The sequence below is a fragment of the Pseudomonas sp. LBUM1671 genome (assembly GCF_059695685.1).
This window is the reverse complement of sequence record NZ_CP166782.1, coordinates 2842885-2863370: the sequence shown is the minus strand read 5'-3', so window position 1 is coordinate 2863370 and position 20486 is coordinate 2842885. Positions and strand designations below refer to the sequence as shown.

Annotated in this window: 21 protein-coding genes; 10 read left to right on the top strand and 11 right to left on the bottom strand. The window is 59.0% G+C overall.

Annotated elements, in window-relative coordinates:
* Nucleotides 1-87: 87 nt before the first annotated feature.
* Together ACA060_RS13295 and ACA060_RS13290 are read right to left on the bottom strand one after the other, a co-directional pair.
* Nucleotides 88-363 carry a bacteriocin immunity protein gene (locus ACA060_RS13295; protein ID WP_109630696.1) on the bottom strand — a complete coding sequence of 92 codons (276 nt, stop codon included), beginning with the start codon at nt 361-363 and terminating at the stop codon, nt 88-90.
* Nucleotides 360-2954 (bottom strand): pyocin-S2/colicin E7-DNase domain-containing protein, encoded by a 2595-nt coding sequence (locus tag ACA060_RS13290; RefSeq protein WP_497317787.1) that lies wholly within the window; start codon nt 2952-2954, stop codon nt 360-362. The genes ACA060_RS13295 and ACA060_RS13290 overlap by 4 nt, the downstream gene beginning before the upstream one ends.
* 220 nt (nt 2955-3174) lie before the next feature.
* Between ACA060_RS13290 and ACA060_RS13285 the strand changes: the two genes are divergently transcribed.
* The 6 genes from ACA060_RS13285 (at nt 3175) to ACA060_RS13260 (ending at nt 8150) form a co-directional block, all read left to right on the top strand.
* Nucleotides 3175-3600: a YciI family protein gene (locus tag ACA060_RS13285; RefSeq protein WP_109630691.1), complete on the top strand. Its 426-nt coding sequence runs from the start codon at nt 3175-3177 to the stop codon at nt 3598-3600.
* 295 nt (nt 3601-3895) lie between these two features.
* Nucleotides 3896-4021 (top strand): hypothetical protein, encoded by a 126-nt coding sequence (locus ACA060_RS13280; RefSeq protein WP_256597507.1) that lies wholly within the window; start codon nt 3896-3898, stop codon nt 4019-4021.
* A 10-nt stretch (nt 4022-4031) separates the two neighbouring features.
* Entirely contained in the window at nt 4032-4241 is a 210-nt protein-coding gene (locus ACA060_RS13275) for a hypothetical protein (protein ID WP_497317785.1), read from the top strand.
* A 26-nt stretch (nt 4242-4267) separates the two neighbouring features.
* Nucleotides 4268-5665: a DUF1254 domain-containing protein gene (locus ACA060_RS13270; RefSeq protein WP_497317783.1), complete on the top strand. Its 1398-nt coding sequence runs from the start codon at nt 4268-4270 to the stop codon at nt 5663-5665.
* A 119-nt stretch (nt 5666-5784) separates the two neighbouring features.
* Nucleotides 5785-7158, top strand: a complete 1374-nt coding sequence (locus tag ACA060_RS13265) for a J domain-containing protein (protein ID WP_497317781.1) — start codon at nt 5785-5787, stop codon at nt 7156-7158.
* A complete protein-coding gene (locus tag ACA060_RS13260) occupies nt 7155-8150 on the top strand; it encodes a DUF3829 domain-containing protein (protein WP_497317779.1) in 996 nt (331 codons plus the stop codon). Before ACA060_RS13265 ends, ACA060_RS13260 begins: the two co-directional genes overlap by 4 nt.
* 109 nt (nt 8151-8259) lie before the next feature.
* Here the strand turns inward: ACA060_RS13260 and ACA060_RS13255 are convergent, their stop codons facing one another.
* From ACA060_RS13255 to nirA, 4 genes are all read right to left on the bottom strand, one after another.
* A complete protein-coding gene (locus ACA060_RS13255) occupies nt 8260-8931 on the bottom strand; it encodes a DUF3313 domain-containing protein (RefSeq protein WP_497317777.1) in 672 nt (223 codons plus the stop codon).
* A gap of 134 nt (nt 8932-9065) precedes the next feature.
* On the bottom strand, nt 9066-10034 hold the full coding sequence (locus ACA060_RS13250; protein WP_497317775.1) for a hypothetical protein: 969 nt from the start codon (nt 10032-10034) through the stop codon (nt 9066-9068).
* A gap of 277 nt (nt 10035-10311) precedes the next feature.
* Nucleotides 10312-10791, bottom strand: coding sequence for a DUF934 domain-containing protein (locus tag ACA060_RS13245; RefSeq protein WP_497317773.1), 480 nt, complete (start codon nt 10789-10791; stop codon nt 10312-10314).
* A complete protein-coding gene (gene nirA, locus ACA060_RS13240) occupies nt 10788-12461 on the bottom strand; it encodes a nitrite reductase NirA (RefSeq protein WP_497317771.1) in 1674 nt (557 codons plus the stop codon). The genes ACA060_RS13245 and nirA overlap by 4 nt, the downstream gene beginning before the upstream one ends.
* A gap of 315 nt (nt 12462-12776) precedes the next feature.
* Here nirA and ccoN point away from each other — a divergent pair, with 315 nt between their 5' ends.
* Both ccoN and ACA060_RS13230 read left to right on the top strand, forming a co-directional pair.
* On the top strand, nt 12777-14204 hold the full coding sequence (gene ccoN / locus ACA060_RS13235; RefSeq protein ID WP_497317769.1) for a cytochrome-c oxidase, cbb3-type subunit I: 1428 nt from the start codon (nt 12777-12779) through the stop codon (nt 14202-14204).
* An 8-nt stretch (nt 14205-14212) separates the two neighbouring features.
* Nucleotides 14213-14434, top strand: coding sequence for a cbb3-type cytochrome c oxidase subunit 3 (locus ACA060_RS13230; RefSeq protein WP_461959084.1), 222 nt, complete (start codon nt 14213-14215; stop codon nt 14432-14434).
* 154 nt (nt 14435-14588) lie between these two features.
* Here ACA060_RS13230 and ACA060_RS13225 read toward each other — a convergent pair whose 3' ends face one another.
* Both ACA060_RS13225 and ACA060_RS13220 read right to left on the bottom strand, forming a co-directional pair.
* Nucleotides 14589-15083 carry a hypothetical protein gene (locus ACA060_RS13225; protein ID WP_497317767.1) on the bottom strand — a complete coding sequence of 165 codons (495 nt, stop codon included), beginning with the start codon at nt 15081-15083 and terminating at the stop codon, nt 14589-14591.
* Nucleotides 15084-15153: 70 nt separating this feature from the next.
* A complete protein-coding gene (locus ACA060_RS13220) occupies nt 15154-15930 on the bottom strand; it encodes a helix-turn-helix domain-containing protein (protein WP_497317765.1) in 777 nt (258 codons plus the stop codon).
* A gap of 78 nt (nt 15931-16008) precedes the next feature.
* Here ACA060_RS13220 and ACA060_RS13215 point away from each other — a divergent pair, with 78 nt between their 5' ends.
* Nucleotides 16009-16701, top strand: coding sequence for an aspartate/glutamate racemase family protein (locus tag ACA060_RS13215; RefSeq protein WP_497317763.1), 693 nt, complete (start codon nt 16009-16011; stop codon nt 16699-16701).
* 1 nt (nt 16702) lies between these two features.
* On the opposite strand, the gene ACA060_RS13210 is transcribed toward ACA060_RS13215, so the two are convergent.
* From ACA060_RS13210 to ACA060_RS13200, 3 genes are all read right to left on the bottom strand, one after another.
* Nucleotides 16703-17224 (bottom strand): GNAT family N-acetyltransferase, encoded by a 522-nt coding sequence (locus ACA060_RS13210; protein ID WP_497317761.1) that lies wholly within the window; start codon nt 17222-17224, stop codon nt 16703-16705.
* A gap of 172 nt (nt 17225-17396) precedes the next feature.
* A complete protein-coding gene (locus ACA060_RS13205) occupies nt 17397-18317 on the bottom strand; it encodes a LysR substrate-binding domain-containing protein (protein WP_497317759.1) in 921 nt (306 codons plus the stop codon).
* An 86-nt stretch (nt 18318-18403) separates the two neighbouring features.
* The gene (locus tag ACA060_RS13200; protein WP_497317757.1) at nt 18404-18844 is read right to left on the bottom strand and encodes a carboxymuconolactone decarboxylase family protein; all 441 of its coding nucleotides are present in this window, start codon (nt 18842-18844) and stop codon (nt 18404-18406) included.
* 206 nt (nt 18845-19050) lie between these two features.
* On the opposite strand from ACA060_RS13200, the gene pdxR reads away from it, so the two are divergent.
* On the top strand, nt 19051-20484 hold the full coding sequence (pdxR, locus tag ACA060_RS13195; protein ID WP_497317755.1) for a MocR-like pyridoxine biosynthesis transcription factor PdxR: 1434 nt from the start codon (nt 19051-19053) through the stop codon (nt 20482-20484).
* Nucleotides 20485-20486 lie beyond the last annotated feature (2 nt).

The following is a 20486-nucleotide window of genomic DNA, read 5'->3' as shown; positions in this document are numbered from 1 at the left end:
CTTGTAGAGAAGACACTTAACAGCTGCAAGATAGATGCATCTGCTCATTAATGATGAGCAGATGGTTTTTCGCTCGAGGTGACTGCATTACTCCGGCTTGAAGCCGGGTTTGTTATTGAGTGCGCGCCATTCCTTGACTGCTTTCAGGATGCCTTCGGGACTGTCTTCCTGGCCTTCCTTGGGGTAGAAAATGACGTCTGAGCGGTCTGGGTGTTCTGTGATCGTCTCGAAATGCTTGATGCGCTCGATCATGTATTGATCAAACTCATCGGCCGTCAAATCCTCTCCACCATCAAATAGTTCTCTAAGAAATTCCAGAAACTCAGACTCTGTGTAATCTTCGATACGTGAATAGTTTTTCATAGGTGCTGACCACCCTTATGTACGAGAACGTGTCGTCTCGGCGTCATTACGACAATGTTATCCATGTCGTACACCGCCCCTCCTTGCGCAATCTCTACCTGATGATGGAGCTCGTATTTCACTCGACCTCCGTACTGATCATTTCCGATAGGAAATGGCGCAGTGCCCTTGCGCAGAAACCTTAAATTTGTGGCATGGAATTGAGTACTTAAAGTTAAGTCAGCGGCCACTGCCTTCCAAAAAGCCTCCCTGAATCGATGAAAGTTAGCAAACTCCCGTCCTCTTAACTGATCCGCAATATGCGAAGGAATAGGCGCTCCCTCCCCACGAGCGGCTGCACCCAGCCAGACTCCTGACACCGACTGCCCAACCCCGGTTGCGACACCCGGATCATCCCGCCGGTCAAGAAACAGAACATCCGACGAAGGCAACTCCATGTCCGCCGGGAACCCGGGAATACTGCCACCGACCAGACCTTGATCAACAGCCGGAAACGTCTCGTTTTGAGGTAGGACCGGGATGGCCGGAGTACCGGGATAAACCGCAGGAATCGACGGTATGACCGGTGAAGTTGTAGGACCGAGGTGTTCGATCCCCGGTGGAACGAGGGGTATCCAGGTACCGACGCCAACAGGACGTATTGGCCAAGGCAAAATTGCCGGTGCTATGCCCAGCCGTCCTTGGCTGCTTTGCGGAGTAGTAATGCTTATTTTGTCGAGGTTGAACGGGTTTTCGCCAAACTCTGCGAGCGTTTGATAACGCAACTCGAATTCACGCCGCTCACCGACCCAGGTGTTTTTCGGGGCATAGGGTGCAAAGCCTTGCTCGAGGCGTTTTTTGTTCACCTCATCGAATTCGGCGACAAGTGCCGGGTACTCGCCAACTGTTCGCCACAGCGTTTCATCGAAGGCCCCGAACGAATTGACTTCCCGGCCACGGAACTGATCGCCAATCTGTACCGGGATAGCTGCACCGCTCGCTTGGCTGGCTGTTTTCCACCAGTCAAGGCCGGCGGGTTGACCGATGCCGGTGACGACACCAGATCCCATCGCCGGCAAACCGAAAGAGAAGTAAGTCGGTGGCAGGCCTTGCACGCACACAATGCAATCCTGTATGCGTAGATCGACACCCTCCGGGATGTTCTGGACCTGCGCAGTGATCACCGCCAATCCGGATTGACTCGCCGTTGTCCGAAGAGAGGGGACGTCTGGAGTGAACTGCAAGTGCCTGCCGGGATATCCGGGGATCTCGGCGTGATAGGCCCCCGTCAGAAGATCGAGCACTGCATTGACGACCGGAACCTGTGCGTCAATGCCGCCGCCAGTACTGACGGCGATGATCGCGGTGCCTTCCGGCACCGTTTCGGCTTTGAGCCGATAGGCCATTTCAACCGATCCGCCCGCATCAGCGATCGATTGCAAGACGCTGCTGTCAGCGAGGCCCAGCGATTGCGCCGGCACGCCGACTGAATGGAACAGGCGCCTGCGTTGCTCGGGCGTCAGCTCGCCATTGCCAAGCGTCGGCGAGTACACCATGGCGGTAACGAATACCGGTCCTGTTCTGGCTGCAATGCGAGCAAAATCGCCAAGGAGCCTGCCCGCAGCTCTGGAAGCAGCCTCGATTGCCGCCGCGACGTCCTGAGCAACGAGCACACCCTCACGGGTCAAAAACATCCCGCCGGTGGCCGGCGTCGACATGGGCACAGTCAGCGTGTTGACCCGCCTGACGCGTTCGACGCGAGAGTCTTCATCAGCCTGCTGCTTGAACCGGACTCGAGCATCGCGCTGCTCGGAAAACTGACGGAGCGCCTCCCACACCGCTTCCCGCTCACGCCAGACAATGGTCTGCTCGGCATGATGTCTGCCCAGCGCATTGGATTTATCCGTAAGCGCGTTTATCTGCGCGGATAGAAGCCGGGCTTCGTGGGCGGCGTTGTAGGCGTTTTCCCAGATCTGGTGGCCGTCGTTGAGCGCCTGGCCGAACTCACCCAGTCGTGTCAGGTAATCGTTCGAAGTGCGGGTGAGTGGGTCATGTCCATCGAAGGACCTGGCAACCGCATTCTTTACATTGAACTCTGCGGTTTTGCGGGCGATCAGCCCGTCAATTTCGTTTTTTTCCTTGGTGATGGTGTAGAGCTGCCAACGCTCGCTCGAACCGCTGTCCGGCGGTCGTCGAACACCGGAGATTTCATGCTCTAGGGAGGGTGCGAGTTGACTGGCCTTAGCCGCAAAGCTTCGGTCTGCCTCGGCTCTGATAGCGTCATGACGCTGGGCCAGGCCGTTGAGAAATTGGTGCAAGGCCTGAACGCGAGATTGCTCCTGAGCCTGTGCCGCGGCTGCTTGAGCTTGAGCTTGAGCCGCCAAGGCTTGCGCTTGAATACCTGCCTGCACACGCTCGTTTTCCTTTGCCTGACGAGCGGCCTCTATGGCCCGCTTTCGGGCCTTTTTCTTTTTCTTGCTGGTTTTACCGAACCCGCCTGAAACCCCTCCGCCGCCGCCACCTCCTCCACCGGAACCACCGCTTGAAGCGGGCGGACCCGACCGGATGACGACACTTCCTGACGTTCCATCGTTATGTACTTGTTGTGCCATACAGTCACTCCTTGTCTGTAGGGCACAGCATGTCGATGGAGCAGTGGTCCGGTGCGGTACATAGTTATAGGGTGGCCATTACACCGACAGTCGAGAGCTATCCAGGCGGCGAGTCGAAAACAGATTGGCGCGTACAAATAACTTTCGTCAGCGTTGTCGATTCAGGCCCCGGTTATTCGACTAGACAGCGAATCACCCACAATCCAGCGGAGACAAGACCATGCGATTCATGATCATTGTGAAAGCCAGCCCGGACTCCGAGGCCGGTGTTATGCCCACCGAGGAACTGATGACCGCGATGGGCAATTACAACGAAGAGCTGACCAAGGCCGGCATCCTCATTGAGTGCGACGGCCTGCAACCGAGCAGCAAAGGCGCCCGGGTGCGATTCTCGGGCGAAAAACGCACGGTCATCGACGGCCCGTTCGCCGAAACCAAGGAGCTGATCGCCGGTTATTGGATATGGGAGGTCAAGTCGAAAGAGGAAGCGATCGAGTGGGTCAAACGCTGCCCCAATCCGATGCCGGGTACCGAAGCTGAGATCGAGATTCGCCCTATATATGGGGCCGAAGATTTCGGCGAAGAGTTCACCCCGCAACTGCGCGAGCAGGAAGAACGGATTCGCGAGCAGATGAAAAAGCGTTGAACCGTTCAGGGCATTAAACGGAACACCACTGCATCATCGTTCTTCGTGGGCAAGCCTCGCTCCTACCGGCGCGAGCTTGTCCGCGACCACCCCCCTGATTCGCATTAACTCCAGTACACAATCAAACTCCGAAAACTTGTTCAAAAATCCAATGCGCCCTCATACCGACTGGCTAACCCGAAGTTAGCTGCTAACTTCAACAGACGTGTCCTACAGGCTTGAAAGGAAAGAGATTACGTCGTAAACGGTAAGGAACGACACCCATTACATCCCACTCGATTTGTGGGGCGCAAAAGTGTGGAAATCCGGGGCCAATATTCTCAACGCCTTCATCGAACCGCAGTGGACCGTGGAGCGCAAAGGCGATGGCCTGCTGCAGTTCACGCTGTTCGCCGGGCTCAATGTCACGTTCGGTAAATGAGGATATCTCTATGCACGGTGCAATTCGCTTGGCCGGCTACAGCCTGATGACCATGTTCGTCAGTTGCGGCGTCGGTGCCCAGGACCTCGATACCCGAGTCGGCAAGATGTTGGAAAACAGTCTGCGGGCCCATGAAGCGATCCCCTGGCTCTCTGCCGGTCCGCTGGTGATCAATCTGCCGTCCCGTCCGGCAAACGACGACGCAACGGACGTGGAATGACGCCCAAGGGTTCAATAAGGAATTTTATGAATAACCGCCTGTTGCTCACCGCGCTGTCGCTCGCCCTGAGCACCAGCGCCTGGGCCGACTTCACCGCCACGCCTGAAGAAGCCCGGAGCATCGCCAAGGAAGCCTACCTGTACGGATTCCCGGTGGTGGAGATGTACAAAACCCTCTACTCCCAGGCGGTCGACAAAAATAGCGCGAACTTCAAGGCGCCGTTCAACCGGATCGGCAACACCGCGAAGGCGTTCACCGCCAAGGACACTGCGTTCGTCACACCCAACGCCGACACGCCCTACTCGTTCGTCTGGATGGACCTGCGCGCCGAACCGGTGGTGCTGACCTTGCCGGCTATCGACGAGCACCGTTACTACTCTGTGCAATTGATCGACGCCTACACGCAGAACTTTGCGTACCTGGGCACCCGCAGTACCGGCAACAACGGCGGGCACTTCATGGTCGCAGGCCCCAACTGGCAGGGTCAGCAACCGATAAAAATGGATCGAATGCTGCGCAGCGAAACCAACATTGCCTACGCCCTGTATCGCACGCAGCTGTTCGATGAAAAGGACCTGGCCAAGGTCAAGAAAGTCCAGAAAGGCTACAAAGTCGAAACGCTGAGCCACTACGTCAAAAAGAAGGCCCCGCCCGCCGCGCCGAAGATTGCCTGGCCGAAACCCACTCCGACCATGAGCGACACCCCGGACCTGTTCCGCTACCTGAATTTCATGCTGGCCTTCGCCCCGGCGCAGGACGCGGAACAGGACCTGCTCGCGCGCTTCAAGACCATCGGTATAGAAGCCGGCATGCCTTTCAGACTGCACGACTTCACATCGGAACAACGCCAGGCCCTGGAAGACGGTATCAGTGATGCCAAGGCCGAATTCGCCCGGTTCAAGAAAGACAAAGTCGATACTCACGAGGTCACCAGCAGCGATTTCTACGGCACCCGCGATCACCTCAAGGGCAATTACCTGTACCGCTACGCCGGCGCCAACATGGGGATCTTCGGCAACTCGGCCGAAGAGGCGAATTACATCGGCTATTTCGTCGACAAGGATGGCCAACCGTTCGATGCCTCGAAACACGATTACACCCTGCATTTCGACAAAGGTGCCCTGCCCCCAGCCGATGCGTTCTGGTCGCTGACGATGTACGACGGCAAAAACAAATTGCTGGTGGCCAACCCGATCAATCGCTATCTGATCAACTCGCGGATGCTGCGCGAGCTCAAGTTCGACGCCGACGGTGGCCTGACCCTTTATCTGCAAAACGAGGCACCGCCCAAGGACTTGCAAAGCAACTGGCTGCCAGCGCCAGAAGGCCCGTTCTTCGGGGTATTACGCCTGTACCTGCCGAAACCGGAAGTCACCAGCGGCCAATGGGGAATGCCCCTGTTGACCCCTGTGATCGGCGACTGAAGGCAAGACCCGAGGACTTTTCGACGGGAAACAGGTAGGGTGCGCAAAATCAAACTGCCACCATCCCCCGGTTTCAGGGAAGCTGTCGCGTCGCGGGTTTTCATGGAGTTGCACACGCAATGAGTTGCTGGACCCTCCTCGGCCTCCCGGCCGATGCCGATACGCGCCGTATCAAACGCCAATACGCCATCCTGCTCAAACAGACGCGCCCGGATGAAGACCCCGAAGGGTTTCAGCGGCTGCGTGAGGCGTATGAACACGCACTGAGCATCAAGGAATGGGAGCAATTGCGTGAGGATGACTCAAGCGACGATGCCTTGTGGGACCTGACCGGGCTGTCGGTGGTTGAAGTCGACACCCTGCAACTGGTCAGCTGTTCGCTGGACGGAATCAGCCGTGTCGAGCTCGAACGACGCCATGCCATCGCCGTCGAACATGGCGCGGCCGATGTCATGGAAGATGCGGTGCTGAGGCATTGCGTCGAACACTTCGAGACATCCGAAACGCTGCTCGACTGGGCGATGGAAACGTTTCACTGGTTCAGTCTCTGGCAGCGACTGGAACTGGACGAAGAGCTGATCGAAGCGTTATCGCAGCAGCGCAAGCGCTTGGCCGAGCGTCGTGAAGCACCGATATTCCTGGCCGGGCAACGGCGTCTCGCCGCAGAACCCGCCGCCACGCCGGAGCATCGTGCTGCCCACTTGTTGTTGGCACCAGGCCCATTCAATCAGCGCCGTGCCCTCGCCCGACGTTTGCGCGAAGGCGATTGGGTACAATGCCGCAAACTCAGCTCTGCGTTGTACGCCCACCACCCGGACATCTGCGCCGACTTGCCCGGTGGCACGCCGTTCTTCTGGCGCGAGTGGGAACATGCCTACGACAGCTGGCCGATGTACCTGGGGATCGTCCTTGCCTGCCTGATCGGCACCTTTGTTCAGTACGCGCCGTTGGGCACGCGTCTGGGCGGATTGATCGGCGTCGCTGTGTTCTGGTCGGTGATATTCGCGCTCGTCGGTTGGGTACTCAACTGGCTGACGGCGCACGTAGCCCACCGCTTTTGGTTGCTGGACGACCGATTGAGTGTGCGCCTTTCGCCCTCGCTCATGCCCCTGCCGTTTGGCTTGCTGCGCGACTTGATTCCCTGCATTGCGATGGCGGCGGGCATTGGCAACGTATATGGCGTGGTCGGCAGCATCGTTTACGTCGCCACACTGACGGGTGTCGGACTTATACGCCGGCGGGAGGTCAGACCGCAGGTTTCGTGGCAACACGCCAGCCCCTTGCTCAAACGCTGCCTGATGGGCGCGGGCATTTTGGTGCTGATTTTAATACTCGGCGTGTTCAAAGTGATCTCGAGCCAAGGTACGGTCAACCGCAACCAGGGCTTGCAACAGTGGACCGAACGCTTGTGCAGCCGGATGCCGGTTACCGCCAGCGAATGCAACGCACCGGCCACTGTTGAGCAGTGGTACGGCCAGGAGAAACTGCCATGAACCCGAAATGGCTGTTCCCGGTGGTCACCATTGTGATGCTGACCCTGATGGGGCTGGCCGGTTCTTCGAAATTTGTCGCCCGCATCGATTTGTGGCTGGATCGACACGACGCTCCGCTCACCGCGCAGGCCAACGCCCTGAGCCCGGTGATCGATTGCATCAACCGGGTCGACGTGCATTGGCGGGTCGCCTACGAACTGTACAAATCGCCGAAGCAACCTGCGGAACCGGTGCGAGACTGGATCGCCAACCAGCATGATTTTGACGACAACGGGGCCAGTGATGCGCCCGGCATTCAAAGGGATATCTGTTCGCCGAAAATAAGCGAAAAACTCAAGCTACTGAACTACGACCCACCGCTGGCGTTGAAAGCCGATGCCTACGCGCAGGCATTACAGCAAGTGACGCCCTTTACGCAGCAGATCACCTTTTACCGACAGGCGCGTTTTTCGACCGCCATCAGTGAGGTGCTGCCCGCCTTTGCCGATCAATTCGGGCCCAGGGCCGAGGACTACCTCACGGCGTCAACGGTACTGAGGCAGCAGGTTGAATCGCTCGACCTTGAACAACGGCGCGAGCAACTCAATCTGATCGAAGCACGTCTGGGCAAGGACATTCACTGGTATTTGCTGGCTTACATGATCCAGGCCAGGGACACGCTGAACCTTGTAACCGAGGGTGTGAACAATCGAACCCTGACGCCGCCGGCACTGGCTAAATCCATCGCTGAACTGCAACTGGCCTGGGATTACCGGCAGCAGTTCAGCCAACGCTACTTGCCGGAAACGCAAAAACGCAACGAAGTACCCGATTATCTCTGGTCGCACATTGCCAGGCCGACACAGAAGTATCTGGATGCCTTGAATGCTCTGCACAAGGACTGGAAGAACAAGGCTGAACCACAGCGATTGAGTGATGATTTTTATGCGGTGACGCGTGGGTATGATTCGCTGATCAGCCATTACAATCGGTTGGCGCGGGCTGAGTATTGATTGATGTGTTGTTATTGAGGCCTCATCGCGGGCAAGCCCGCTCCCACAGGTTTACGCGTTTCCCTGTGGGAGCGGGCTTGCCAACGAAGAGGCCATCAGCCTCACTGCATCATTTGGACTTAAGCTTCAGATACGACTGATGCAAATCCGACGCCCAGCCATCGATCACCCCTTTCACATCATCGGCCTTCATCACCTGAGAGTCGTTTTCCAGCGGTTTACCGGTGCCCTTGCGCACGACCTGGGCTAACACATGGTTATTGCCGCCATCGAGGAACACCGCTTCGGTAGCCAGATCGGTCTGCTGATCACGAATACCGCTGGCCGTGCTGACCGCCGCCGCCACCAGCGCAATCGGGATCACTTCATAAGGTTTCAGCCCTTCTGTCTTGCTGCTCACCGCCGTAATTGCAGCACGCACCACCATCACACCCGGGCCGGGACCTGCGGCCAATGGCAGGGATTTACCCACTTCACGCTTCAGCGCCTGGTCGTAGTAACCGGTGATGCCATTGAGGGTGGCCTGCGGGATTTTCACCGTCGGTTGCGGTTTCGGATACAGCTGAGTCGGCTCAATGTAGACGCTGGTGAATTTACTCATGTCGAGCTTGGGGTCGACCCAACGCATCACCGTCGCACCGGAGGGCGACTTTGCTTCCTTGAGTTGGCTGTAGTCCTTGAGAAAACCTGAATACTGGTCCGGCTCAACGACTTTGCTGGCACATCCCACAACCCCGATCGAGGCAATGCACAACGTGCCCATCATTAACGCAAGCTTCATGCTGTAACTCCTGTCAGAAGGCCGACAACGGTATTGCATAGGGGAATTACAGTTATAGCCAACACACAGCGTTTTGTTTTCAAAAAGCACAATATTCATCTATCGCTGCGCATTGGCTCACAAGCGCCGGGTCTTCACCACGAAGAACCACTCTTCAACGCCAACTCCCGCCGACTGTTCGCCCGCATCGCCTTGATCAACGACACCGTGCCCACCAGGATAATCACCCCGGCGAACAGGAAGTCGATGGTGTACAACTGGAAGTCTTTCATCGGCCCCACCAACAAGACCCGGATCGCACCGATACTCACCAGCGTGGCGAGAAAATCGATCCCCGGCTCATCGCGGTAGAACACGTGCAGCAGCGGCAGGCACAGCACCAGCAACAAGAGCAGCACGATCACTTTGAATGAGCCTTTGCGCTCGACGCTGAACGCGCATTCGTGGGCGCCGTAAGCCTTGTAGTCCTCGTCACGGATCATCGAGTTACGTTCATTGATGAAGTCGACGCGGTTGTACTTCTGGATCGGCGTGAAGGTGTTCGACATCTCCATCAGGGTGGTGATGTTCTTGAACCTCAGATCAATGCGCTCGTTGCCCTTGAGGTAGTACAGCACCGGTTTGTAGCCGTAGCGGTAGGTATCGAAGGGAAAATCCGTGGCCCGGCCCTGAACCCCGATGGGCCTTGGTTCGAGTTCGGCGTAGGCGCTTTTGCTGGCCGACGCGAGGTTGCGGCTCAGCGGCTGAACCTTGACCTGTTCAAGGAAAATCGGCGTGACGCCGAACGACCACTGCAGGGGTTCCAGGCGCAGGCGCAGTTCGTTGCGACCCAGGTCGTAGCGGTTGAAGGTACGCTCGGACACCACCACGGCGCCACTGAGCATGAACTCCCCGCGCACGGTGTTGGTGATGCGCAGCGTCAGTTGATCCTTGCCCAGCGCCGCGGCATCGCTGGCCGGTGGCGTGCCGCACCACGCCGTACTGTCGAAGGCTCCGCCCAACTGGCCGTCACGGTTTTCCTTGAACACATAAAAATAACTGGCCCACAGCGCCAACATCAGCAACAGCGCAATCAGCCCCAAAACCTTCTTGCCCACACTCAAACCAGACTCCTTTCTTGACTGACTCCCTTTCGAGTTGCGGACTCTACCAAAATGCCATCATCGCCCCAAGCGAAAATACAAGGGCACGCCTCGTAGCAACTGTGGCGAGGGGATTTATCCCCGTCCGGCTGCGAAGCAGTCGTAAAACCTGAACGCACGGTCTTTCTGATGCACCGCGTGGTCTGAATTCACGACTGCTTCGCAGCCGGACGGGGATAAATCCCCTCGCCACAGGGCGCTGCTCGACAGCTGCTACAAAAAATCTGACACTCTCGTGTCAGCGTCTTCTGAACAACGGCCGCGGTTCAATCACTGAACGTCCATAGAGCACACTCATCCCGGCCAGTCCCTTCAACGCGTCCTCAGCGGTTTTGTCTTCACGCACCGCAAAGCTGTCGAACCCGCATTGGCGCATGTGGCTGAGCTGATCGCGCAGCACATCACCGACCGCGCGCAATTCGCCGGTCCAGCCCAATCGAGTTCGTAGCAAATACGCTTGGCTGTAACCGCGCCCATCGCGAAAACTCGGAAAATCCAGGGCGATCAAGGGCAGCTTCTCGAACCAGGGCCTGAGGCTTTCCATCTCATCGTCCGGCCCCAGCCAGACCGCATGCGGTGCTGGCGCTTGAAGCCAGCGACTCAGCGGCAAAATCACCGACCCGGCCGGCAGCTCACCCTCTACGTCCCGGACCAGCACCCACGGATCGTCAGTCACAATCCGCGCGTCACCCTCCTCCAGTCGCAACAGATTGTTCATGCCGAAACCTCCAGCATCTTCGGATACACCTGCTCCTTGAACGGCTCCAGACCGATGCGCTGCAAGGTGTCGACGAACAGTTCCTCGCTCTCGCGGTAGTCAACGAACGTGGCGATGATCCGCTCGATCACCCCGGGCACCTCAGCTGCGCTGAACGATGGGCCGATGACCTTGCCCAAGGCGCTGTTCTTGCCCTGGCTGCCACCGAGGGTGATCTGGTACCACTCGCTGCCGTTCTTATCGACCCCCAGAATGCCAATGTTGCCGATGTGGTGGTGACCGCAGGCGTTCATGCAGCCGGAGATGTTCAGGCTGATGTCGCCCAGGTCGTGGAGGTAATCCAGGTCTTCGAAACGTGCCTGGATCGCCTGGGCAATCGGGATCGATTTGGCGTTGGCCAGCGCGCAGAAGTCGCCGCCGGGGCAGGCGATGATGTCGGTCAGCAAGCCGATGTTGGCGCAGCCCAGGCCCTGCTCGCAGGCCAGGCACCACAGCGTATAAAGATCGGCCTTGGGCACGTCCGGCAGCACGATGTTCTGTTCGTGGGCGATGCGAATCTCGCCGAAACCGAACTGCTCGGACCACTCGGCCACCGCCAGCATTTGCGCGGTCGTCACGTCACCCGGCGGTGAGTCGTACCCCGGTTTGGTCGACAGCACCACACTGGTGTAGCCCGCGACCTTGTGCGGCTGAACGTTGCGTGTAACCCAACGCGCGAACGCCGGGTTCTCGGCCAGGCGGGTGCCGAAATCCAGGTCCGTGTCGGACAGCGAACGGTAGTCGGGGGATACGAAGGCACTGGCAACCCGCTCATATTCGACGTCGGTCAATTGCGCCGGACCGTCCTTGAGGTATTGCCATTCCTCCTCCACTTCCCTGGCGAACGCTTCGATGCCCAGGGCCTTGACCAGAATCTTGATCCGCGCCTTGTACTTGTTGTCGCGCCGGCCGTGGCGGTTGTAGACCCGCAGCACTGCCTCGACGTAGGACAGCAAATGTTGCCACGGCAAACCCTCGCGAATCTGCAAGCCAAGGATCGGCGTGCGCCCCAACCCGCCGCCGACAATGACCCGCAACAGCATTTGCCCGTTGTCATCGCGATAAAGATAAAGGCCGATGTCATGCATCATGATCGCGGCGCGGTCCTGCTCCGCCGAGCAAATGGCGATCTTGAACTTGCGCGGCAGGTAGAGGAATTCCGGGTTGATGGTCGACCACTGACGCAGAATCTCGGCCAGCGGTCGCGGGTCCATCAGCTCATCCGCCGCCACACCGGCAAACGCTTCGGTGGTGATGTTGCGCACGCAGTTGCCGGAGGTCTGGATCGCGTGCATTTCGACCTGGGCAAGGCGTTCGAGAATGTCCGGCACCTGCGCCAGCTCGATCCAGTTGAACTGCATGTTCTGCCGGGTGGTGAAGTGGCCATAACCGCGATCGTAATCTCGGGCGATGCTCGCCAGCGTGCGCATTTGCGTGGCGCTGAGGGTGCCGTAGGGAATCGCCACGCGCAGCATGTAGGCGTGCTTTTGCATGTAGAGGCCGTTCTGCAGGCGCAACGGCAAGAACTCTTCTTCGCTCAACTCGCCGCTCATGAAACGCTCGACCTGATCGCGAAACTGCGCAACCCGTTCGAAGACCAAGGCCCGGTCATAGTCGTCGTACTGATACATGTGGCTACCTCATCAGGATCTGGCATAGAACCTGTGGGAGCGGGCTTGCTCGCTCCCACAGGGATTGCGGTGGGTGCCGAGCTCTGTGGCTCGTTGAGGCAGTGACTATGAACCTGCGGCGCAGCGCGTTACAGATTCACCTGAGCACTAAAAAACCGTATCAGACTGCGTCAGATCACCGCAGGCAGGCCTCATATCTGATCCGCATAAACTCGGTTTTTCTGAGTCTGTTTTGTTTAAGGCAGGCTTTCTACAGTTGACGGCATGCCAGTCCGGGTGGCCTGGCAAGACTTTGCAACCGTGGAAGCATTGACCATGAGCACAGCAACAATCGGACAGGCCTATAACTACAAGGTCGTGCGCCAATTCGTCGTGGCAACCATTGTCTGGGGTGTCGTGGGGATGGCGATGGGGGTGTGGATCGCCTCGCAACTGGTATGGCCCGAGATGAACCTCGACCTGCCGTGGACCACCTTCGGCCGCTTGCGCCCGCTGCACACCAGCCTGGTGATTTTCGGCTTTGCCGGCAGCGCGCAATTCGCCGCCAGTTACTACGCGGTGCAGCGCACGTGTCAGGTGCGGCTGTACTCCGACAAACTGGCCTCGTTCACTTTCTGGGGCTGGCAATCGGTGATCGTGGTGATGCTGATCACTTTGCCGCTGGGCTACACCACCACCAAGGAATACGCCGAGATCGAGTTCTCCGGCGCGGTGTGGATGACCGTGGTGTGGGTCGCTTACGCCATCGTGTTCTTCACCACCGTGGTGCAGCGCAAGACCAAACACATTTATGTCGGCAACTGGTTCTTCGGCGCGTTCATCGTGGTGATCGCGATGCTGCACGTGGTCAATCACCTGTCGATCCCGGTGGACTGGTTCAAGTCCTATCCGGTGTATTCCGGGGCCACCGACGCCATGGTGCAGTGGTGGTACGGGCACAACGCCGTGGGCTTTTTCCTGACCACCGGGTTCCTCGGGATGATGTATTACTTCGTGCCGAAACAGGTCGGCCGGCCGGTGTATTCCTATCGGTTGTCGATCGTGCACTTCTGGGCACTGATCACCCTGTACATCTGGGCCGGCCCGCATCACTTGCACTACACCGCGCTGCCGGACTGGGCGCAGTCGCTGGGCATGGCGATGTCGCTGATCCTGCTGGCGCCGAGCTGGGGCGGGATGATAAACGGCATGATGACGCTCTCGGGCGCCTGGCATAAATTGCGCACCGACCCGATCCTGCGTTTTTTGGTGCTGTCGCTGGCCTTCTACGGTATGTCGACGTTCGAAGGGCCGATGATGGCGATCAAGACTGTGAACGCCCTCTCCCATTACACCGACTGGACCATAGGCCACGTGCATGCAGGCGCCCTCGGTTGGGTGGCGATGATCACCTTTGGTGCCATCTACCACATGGTCCCGAAAGTCTTCGGCCGCGAGCAGATGTTCAGCACACCGCTGATCAACCTGCACTTCTGGCTGGCAACCATCGGCACGGTGTTGTACATCGCCTCGATGTGGGTCAACGGCATCACCCAAGGGTTGATGTGGCGTGCGATCAACGACGACGGCACGTTGACCTATTCGTTTGTGGAAGCCTTGCAGGCCAGCCATCCGGGGTTTGTGGTGCGCTTTGCCGGCGGGGTGTTCTTCCTCAGCGGGATGTTGCTGATGGCGTACAACGTGTGGCGCACCGTGCGGGTGGCGGACGTGGCGATGGCCGAACGTGATGCGCAGTTTGCGTGAGGTTTGAGATGACCGAGATTGTGCTGAATCTGTTTGGGGTCGTGGGGTTTTGGCTGGCGATTGAATATTGCCTGAAACACCAGACGGCTGAGAGTCTGGAGGATGCGAGTCTGATTCCGTTTGCGGATGACCCTGAGGTGGCGCGGCGGGTGGAGTTGGCGACGGGGAAAACCGTGAAAGCGGTGGCGCCGGAAGAAGCTAAACCTGGTTGGGGCAACCTCGAAATCTGACACCTCACCTGACTAATGTTGGAGGCAGCCTTTGTGGCGAGGGGATTTATCCCCGTTGGGTCGCGAAGCGGCCCCAAAAAAGGGACTGCTGCGCAGTCCAACGGGGATAAATCCCCTCGCCACAAAAGCTCGGCCGCACAATGGATTGGTGGATTCAGCCGCGTTCGCGGGGAATAAGGCTCTGCAACTGCTGCGCCAGGAAGTTCGCATCGAACGCAAACGTATCCGGATCCTTCAAGCCATTGGTCTTGCGCCACTGCCAGCTCGAGGCCGGCGGCAGGCACACCAGCGAAATGCTGCCATACCGGGCAGCCGTCAAGCCCATCACCGCCAACGAAATCTGACCACCGGCGCCCATCACATCCGGCACAAACTCCACCGGTTTGCCGGCGATGACAATGCTCAGTTTCTCGGTCTTGAACGTCGACGTCTCGACGGGAACGCTCGGCCCTGAAGCGACGTACACCTCGCGACTCACTTCCAGCAGATTCGGCACCTGGACCGGTTCCAGCCACTGCTGGATCTGGTCGAACAGTTCACCGATGCGCGTCGCCCACACGGCCGATTGCGACTCAAACACTTGCTTCTTGTGCGCTTCGCTTTCTGCATAGTGGCGAAGCATCTCGCCCAGTTGCTGTACGTCGTCCATTGCGGTGTTCCTTTGGTTGAAGCGGTGCTGCGGACGTTGAGCATGGCAGATGCGCGGGATCGGCGTACGACTAAAAGCGTGAACGGTATTGGCTGGGGGTCATGGCCAGGTATTTGCGAAATGCACTGCCCATGTGTGATTGATGGGCGAATCCCGAATCGAGGGCGATGCTGGCCAGGGTCAGGTCTGTGTGTTCGATCATCCGGCGTGCCGCTTGAAGCCGCACCTCCACCAGAAAAGCATGGGGCGTCAGGCCGATCGCCTGGGTGAAATCGCGAAGAAAACGCAGCGGGGTCTGCCCGTAGGTATCGGCCAATTCCGCGATCGTCAGAGGCTGCTGGAACTGTTCGGCGATCTGGTCCAGCACCCGATCGAAGGACGTGGACGTGATCCGCTGCGGGGTGTCGATTTTCCGGTGGGTCAGGCCAACCAGCGCCAGCGCACATTGTTCAAGCGCCAGTAGGTCGGACTGCGGCGCGAGCAACAGCCGCCGCAACTCTCGTGCAAGGGCCAGCGCAGGTCGATTGCCTGAAGACTGCATACGGTGGGTGACGCTGGGTAACTGTTCCTCGGCAAACTGTTCGTCCAGGCGCATCAGCAGGTATTCGCCGCCGGTGGCAGACTCGGAAAACACCTCGACGCCGATCGGTGTATAAGCCAGGACGCCGGGCAAGGTATCGAAATCCATTCGACGGTCAGAATCGATGGCGTGTACGCCCTGCTGACGCTCCAGCGTGACCCCGAGCGTTTGCGACTGCGCCGCGTCACGCGCGCTGTACGCCGCACGGGGCAAGAGTTGCAGGCAGACTTTGCCGTCGAACAAACGCTGACTCATGACGTCAGGCATGTGAAATTTCCTGATAGATCGAAACCGGGATCCACTGGACACTCTCTCGCAAAGGGTTGCCAACAACAGGAGCACGCCATGCGCACCATCGGCCTTATCGGCGGCATGAGCTGGGAGTCCAGCGCCGAGTACTACCGCCTCATCAACCAACAGGTTCGCGACCGGCTCGGGCCGTTGCGTTCGGCGAAATTGCTAATGTACAGCGTCGACTTCGGCCCTGTCGAACAGGCCCAGCATGCCGGGCGCTGGGACGATGCGGCGGCAATTCTGGTGGATGCGGCGCGCCGGCTCGAGGCCGGAGGCGCCGAGTGCGTGGTGCTGTGTACCAACACCATGCACAAGGTTGCCGGGCAAATTCAGGCAGCGATCAGTGTTCCGTTCTTGCACATCGCCGACCCGACCGGCCAGGCCGCCGTGGACGCTGGAGCGCTGAAAGTCGGTTTGCTCGGGACTGCCTTCACCATGGAACAGGACTTTCTCAAGGATCGTCTGAGCACGATGGGGTTGACGGTGCTGGTGCCGGAAACAGAGGAACGCCAGGCCGTGCACCGGATTATCTATGACGAGTTGTGCGTCGGGGTGATCAGCGAGGAATCACGCAAGATTTATCAGCAGGTCATCGAATCGCTAACCCGGCAAGGCGCCCAGGCGATCATTCTCGGCTGCACCGAAATCGGCCTGCTGATCAAACCCGAGCACAGCGCCCTGCCCTTGCTCGACACCACCGCACTGCATGCGCAGGCGGCGGTGGCGTTCGCGTTGGGCGACTGAGTCAGTCAGACCTTGGCGTGCGACGCAGGCGCGCCATGCTCAAGGTGTCGACCAGTCGGCCGTCACGCACGGCATAGTCGCGGAACAGGCCTTCGGTCTCGAAACCGAATTTGCGGTAGAGCCCGATGGCCGCTTCGTTGTCGGCGTACACCGAAAGCTCGACCCGTTGCAGGTTCATCCAGTTGTCGGCGACGTCCAACGCCGCCGCCAGCAGTTTTGATCCCACGCCTTTGCCCTGCCATTCCACTGCGACCGCCATGCCGAGACTGCCGGCGTGGCTGCGGCGAATTCGCGAGAATTGCTCCAGGCCAATGTTGCCGATGACTACGCCCTGATGCAGCGCCACCAGTTGCACCAGCCGCTCGTTGTCCGATGCCAGGCGTTGGCGCCAGATCTCGGTGGATTGAAACGGCATTTGCAAGACCTGACGGGTGATCGCCGGATCGTTGTAGAGCGCGGTGACGCCGACGATGTGGGATTCGCTGAAGCGTTCGAGGGTGATGACAGAATCGGTGGCGGGCATGGGTGACTCATCCTTGATGCAGACATGGCCGATCACTCTATAACGCGCTCTTCCTGTCTGGCGAGAACCTTTGTGGTAGCGGGCTTGCTCGCGAATGCGGTGGGTCAGTTAACATTGATTTGTCTGCCCCTCCGCTTTCGCGAGCAAGCCCGCTCCCACAATGGGACAGTGTTCAGCTTACGAACCAGTCTCGCCGTTCATTGAAGGTGTTATGGATCAGTTCGACGATCATCTGCACCTCCGCCTGACCCGCCGACTCGGCATTCACCGCCATCCACACCTGGCGCTGCATCGGCTGGTCGAACAACCCCGACAACGCCACCAGCCCCCGATCAAACTGGCTCATGTAATTGGGCAGCAAACCAATGCAGGCGCTGCAACGGATCATCTCCAGCATCAGCTCATAAGAATGCAACTGCACCACACCGGCCAAACGCTGATCCACCACGCCATTCCACGGCCGGAAACACTCGACCTGACGGTCTGGCTGCCATTGCACCAGCATGAAATCGGCCAGGTCATCGAGGCTGTCGGGCCGGGCCGCAACCCGTGAATACCGTTTGGCGATGTGTGGCAGATAATCCAGTCGGGCCAAAGGCTGAGGCTCGCTGATCGGGAAACTCGGGCCCGGCAGCGGTGACTCGGGGCCCGCCAGCCATAGCACCACGTCGGCACTGACCGCTTGCAGCGACAGCTCACTGTCCAACGTGATGATGTCGAGGCGCACGCTGGCGTTGCGTCGCAGCAGCGACACCAGGTCGCGGCCCAGGATGTCGTGCAGAATCGACTCGGAAACAGCCAGGCGGATCAACGGCTGTTCGATCACCGGCACGTCGTGTTCATGGGCCAGAGCGATCAGTTGCGCCTGAAGCTGCAACCCCTCGCGGCTCAAGGCCAGGCCATTGTCCTGATGATTGAACAGCGAACACTGCAATTGCGTTTCAAGCTGCGCCAGGTGTTTGCGCAACTGGGTTGATTTGATGTTGAGGCTGCGGGCCGCCTGCATGAAACAACCGCAACGGGCGCTGACCCGGAAAGACTGCGCCAGTACCGGATCGATACCGGCGGCGCGGGTGGATTCCATGAATGACATCAATGACTCCTGTCGATCTATCCTTGAAGCCCTCATCCTGCGCAGCGTTTATGAACCTGACGTGACAACCTAAGCGGAAAATCGATTCAGCCGCCGGGGGTTTGCCGAAAACTCACCGCCAGGCGATTCCAGCTGTTGATGGTGGTGACCGCGATGGTCAAGTCGACCATTTCGCTTTCGTTGAACTGCTCCCGGGCCAAGGCGTAGACGTCATCCGGCACATGGCTTTCAGAGAGCAACGTTACTGCTTCGGTCCAGGCCAGCGCGGCGCGTTCGCGAGGGTTGAAGAAGCCGCTGTCGCGCCACACCACAATCGAATACAAACGCCGATCGGTCTCGCCGAGGCGCCTGGCGTCCACCGAATGCATGTCGGTGCAAAAGGCGCAGCCATTGAGTTGCGAGGCGCGGATCTTGATCAGATGCAGCAACGCCGGCTCAATACTGAGATTGCTGGTCAACGCCTCCATGGCAATCATCGCTTTCATCGCCTTGGGCGATGCGCTGTAGTAATCCAGGCGGGAACTCATGGGGGCGGTCTCTGGGATCGAATAGAGACCTCCAAGGTAGGCGTTGATGCGCGGACCTTACAGATCCAATTCAGCGAAAAAGTCGTGGACCACTCGCCGCCAGACCAATCCGCGGTTTTTCGTCCACGCAACTTCTGCGCAGCCGCTCATGCGGGTAATCTGGCGCGACGCACACGCGCCTCAATCGCCCCAGGAGCCTCGCCGGTATGGAACTTCATGTTGTCATCAACGGCCGCAAGGACCTGGCAGGCCAGTTGTACAACCAACTGCGCAGCGCCATTGAATCCGGTCGTCTGGCAGCCGGGACGCAGCTGCCGCCCAGCCGCTTGCTGGCCGAACAGCTGGGCATTTCGCGCAAGACCATTTCCGACACCTACGCGCAACTGACCTATGAGAACTTCCTCACCGGTGTGATCGGCAAAGGCACCTTCGTCAACGCCCGCACAGCCAAAGCCGCACCCAAGCAAAGCCATTCGCAGCTGGCGAGCTTTGAGGTGATCGAGTCCTGGCGCAACCTGCCGGTGTTTCTGCGCCACCCGACGCTGGAAGGCTCATTACGCTACGACTTCATCGGTGGCGCGACCAGCAAAGGCCAGTTTCCGCAGGACGATTGGCGGCGCTGCACCTCCCACGCGCTGCGCCAGATCACCGCTTCCAAGGGCTTCTACAGCCTGCCGGAAGGCTTGCCGGCGCTGCGCAACGCCATCGCCCGGCACATCGCGTTTTCCCGCGGGGTCAATTGCCAGGACGAAGACGTGGTGGTGTGCAACGGCGCGCAGCAGGCGCTGGACCTTATATCCCGCGTGTTGACGCGTCCCGGCAGCATTGTCGCCATGGAAGACCCCGGCTATCCGCCGGCACGCCTGTTGTTTGGCACCCACGGGGCCACGGTGATAGGGGTGCCGGTGGATGCCGAAGGGATTGAGGTGGATAAAATCCCCTTGGGCACCCGGCTGATTTACGTCACGCCGTCCCACCAGTTTCCGCTGGGCATGCCAATGAGTCAGGCGCGCCGGGTTGCGCTGCTGGAACGGGCCTACGAGTTGGGCGCGATCATCATCGAGGACGATTACGACAGCGAATTCCGCTACGAAGGCCGGCCTACCGATTCACTTCAAAGCATGGATGAGCGCGGCATCGTCGCCTACGTCGGGACCTTTTCAAAAACCATGCTGCCGGAGCTGCGGCTCGGTTATGCGGTGTTGCCGCCGGCGATTCTGGAAGCCGTGATCCGCGCCAAGCAGCTCACCGACCTGCACACCTCCACCTTGCCCCAATGGGCACTGGCCAAATTCATCGCCGAAGGCTGCCTGCTCAAGCACATCCGACGCTGCCATACGATCTATGCCGGGCGCCGCGAACGGATCCTGTCGCGCATGGCAGGCGACCTTTCACCCTGGCTGGAACCGGTGCCCACCACGGCCGGGTTCCACATGGTGGTTATGTGCAAAGTGCCTATCGATATTCCATTGGTGATCGAATTGGCCAAGAAGGTCGAAGTCGGGCTCTACGCCATCGACAGCTTTTTCTACCAGCAAACGCCACGGGCCGGGTTTTTCCTGGGCTTTGGCGCCATAGAAACCCTGGACATCGACATCGCCCTGGACCGTTTACGTGACATTTTGCAGCAGGTGGCCTGAGC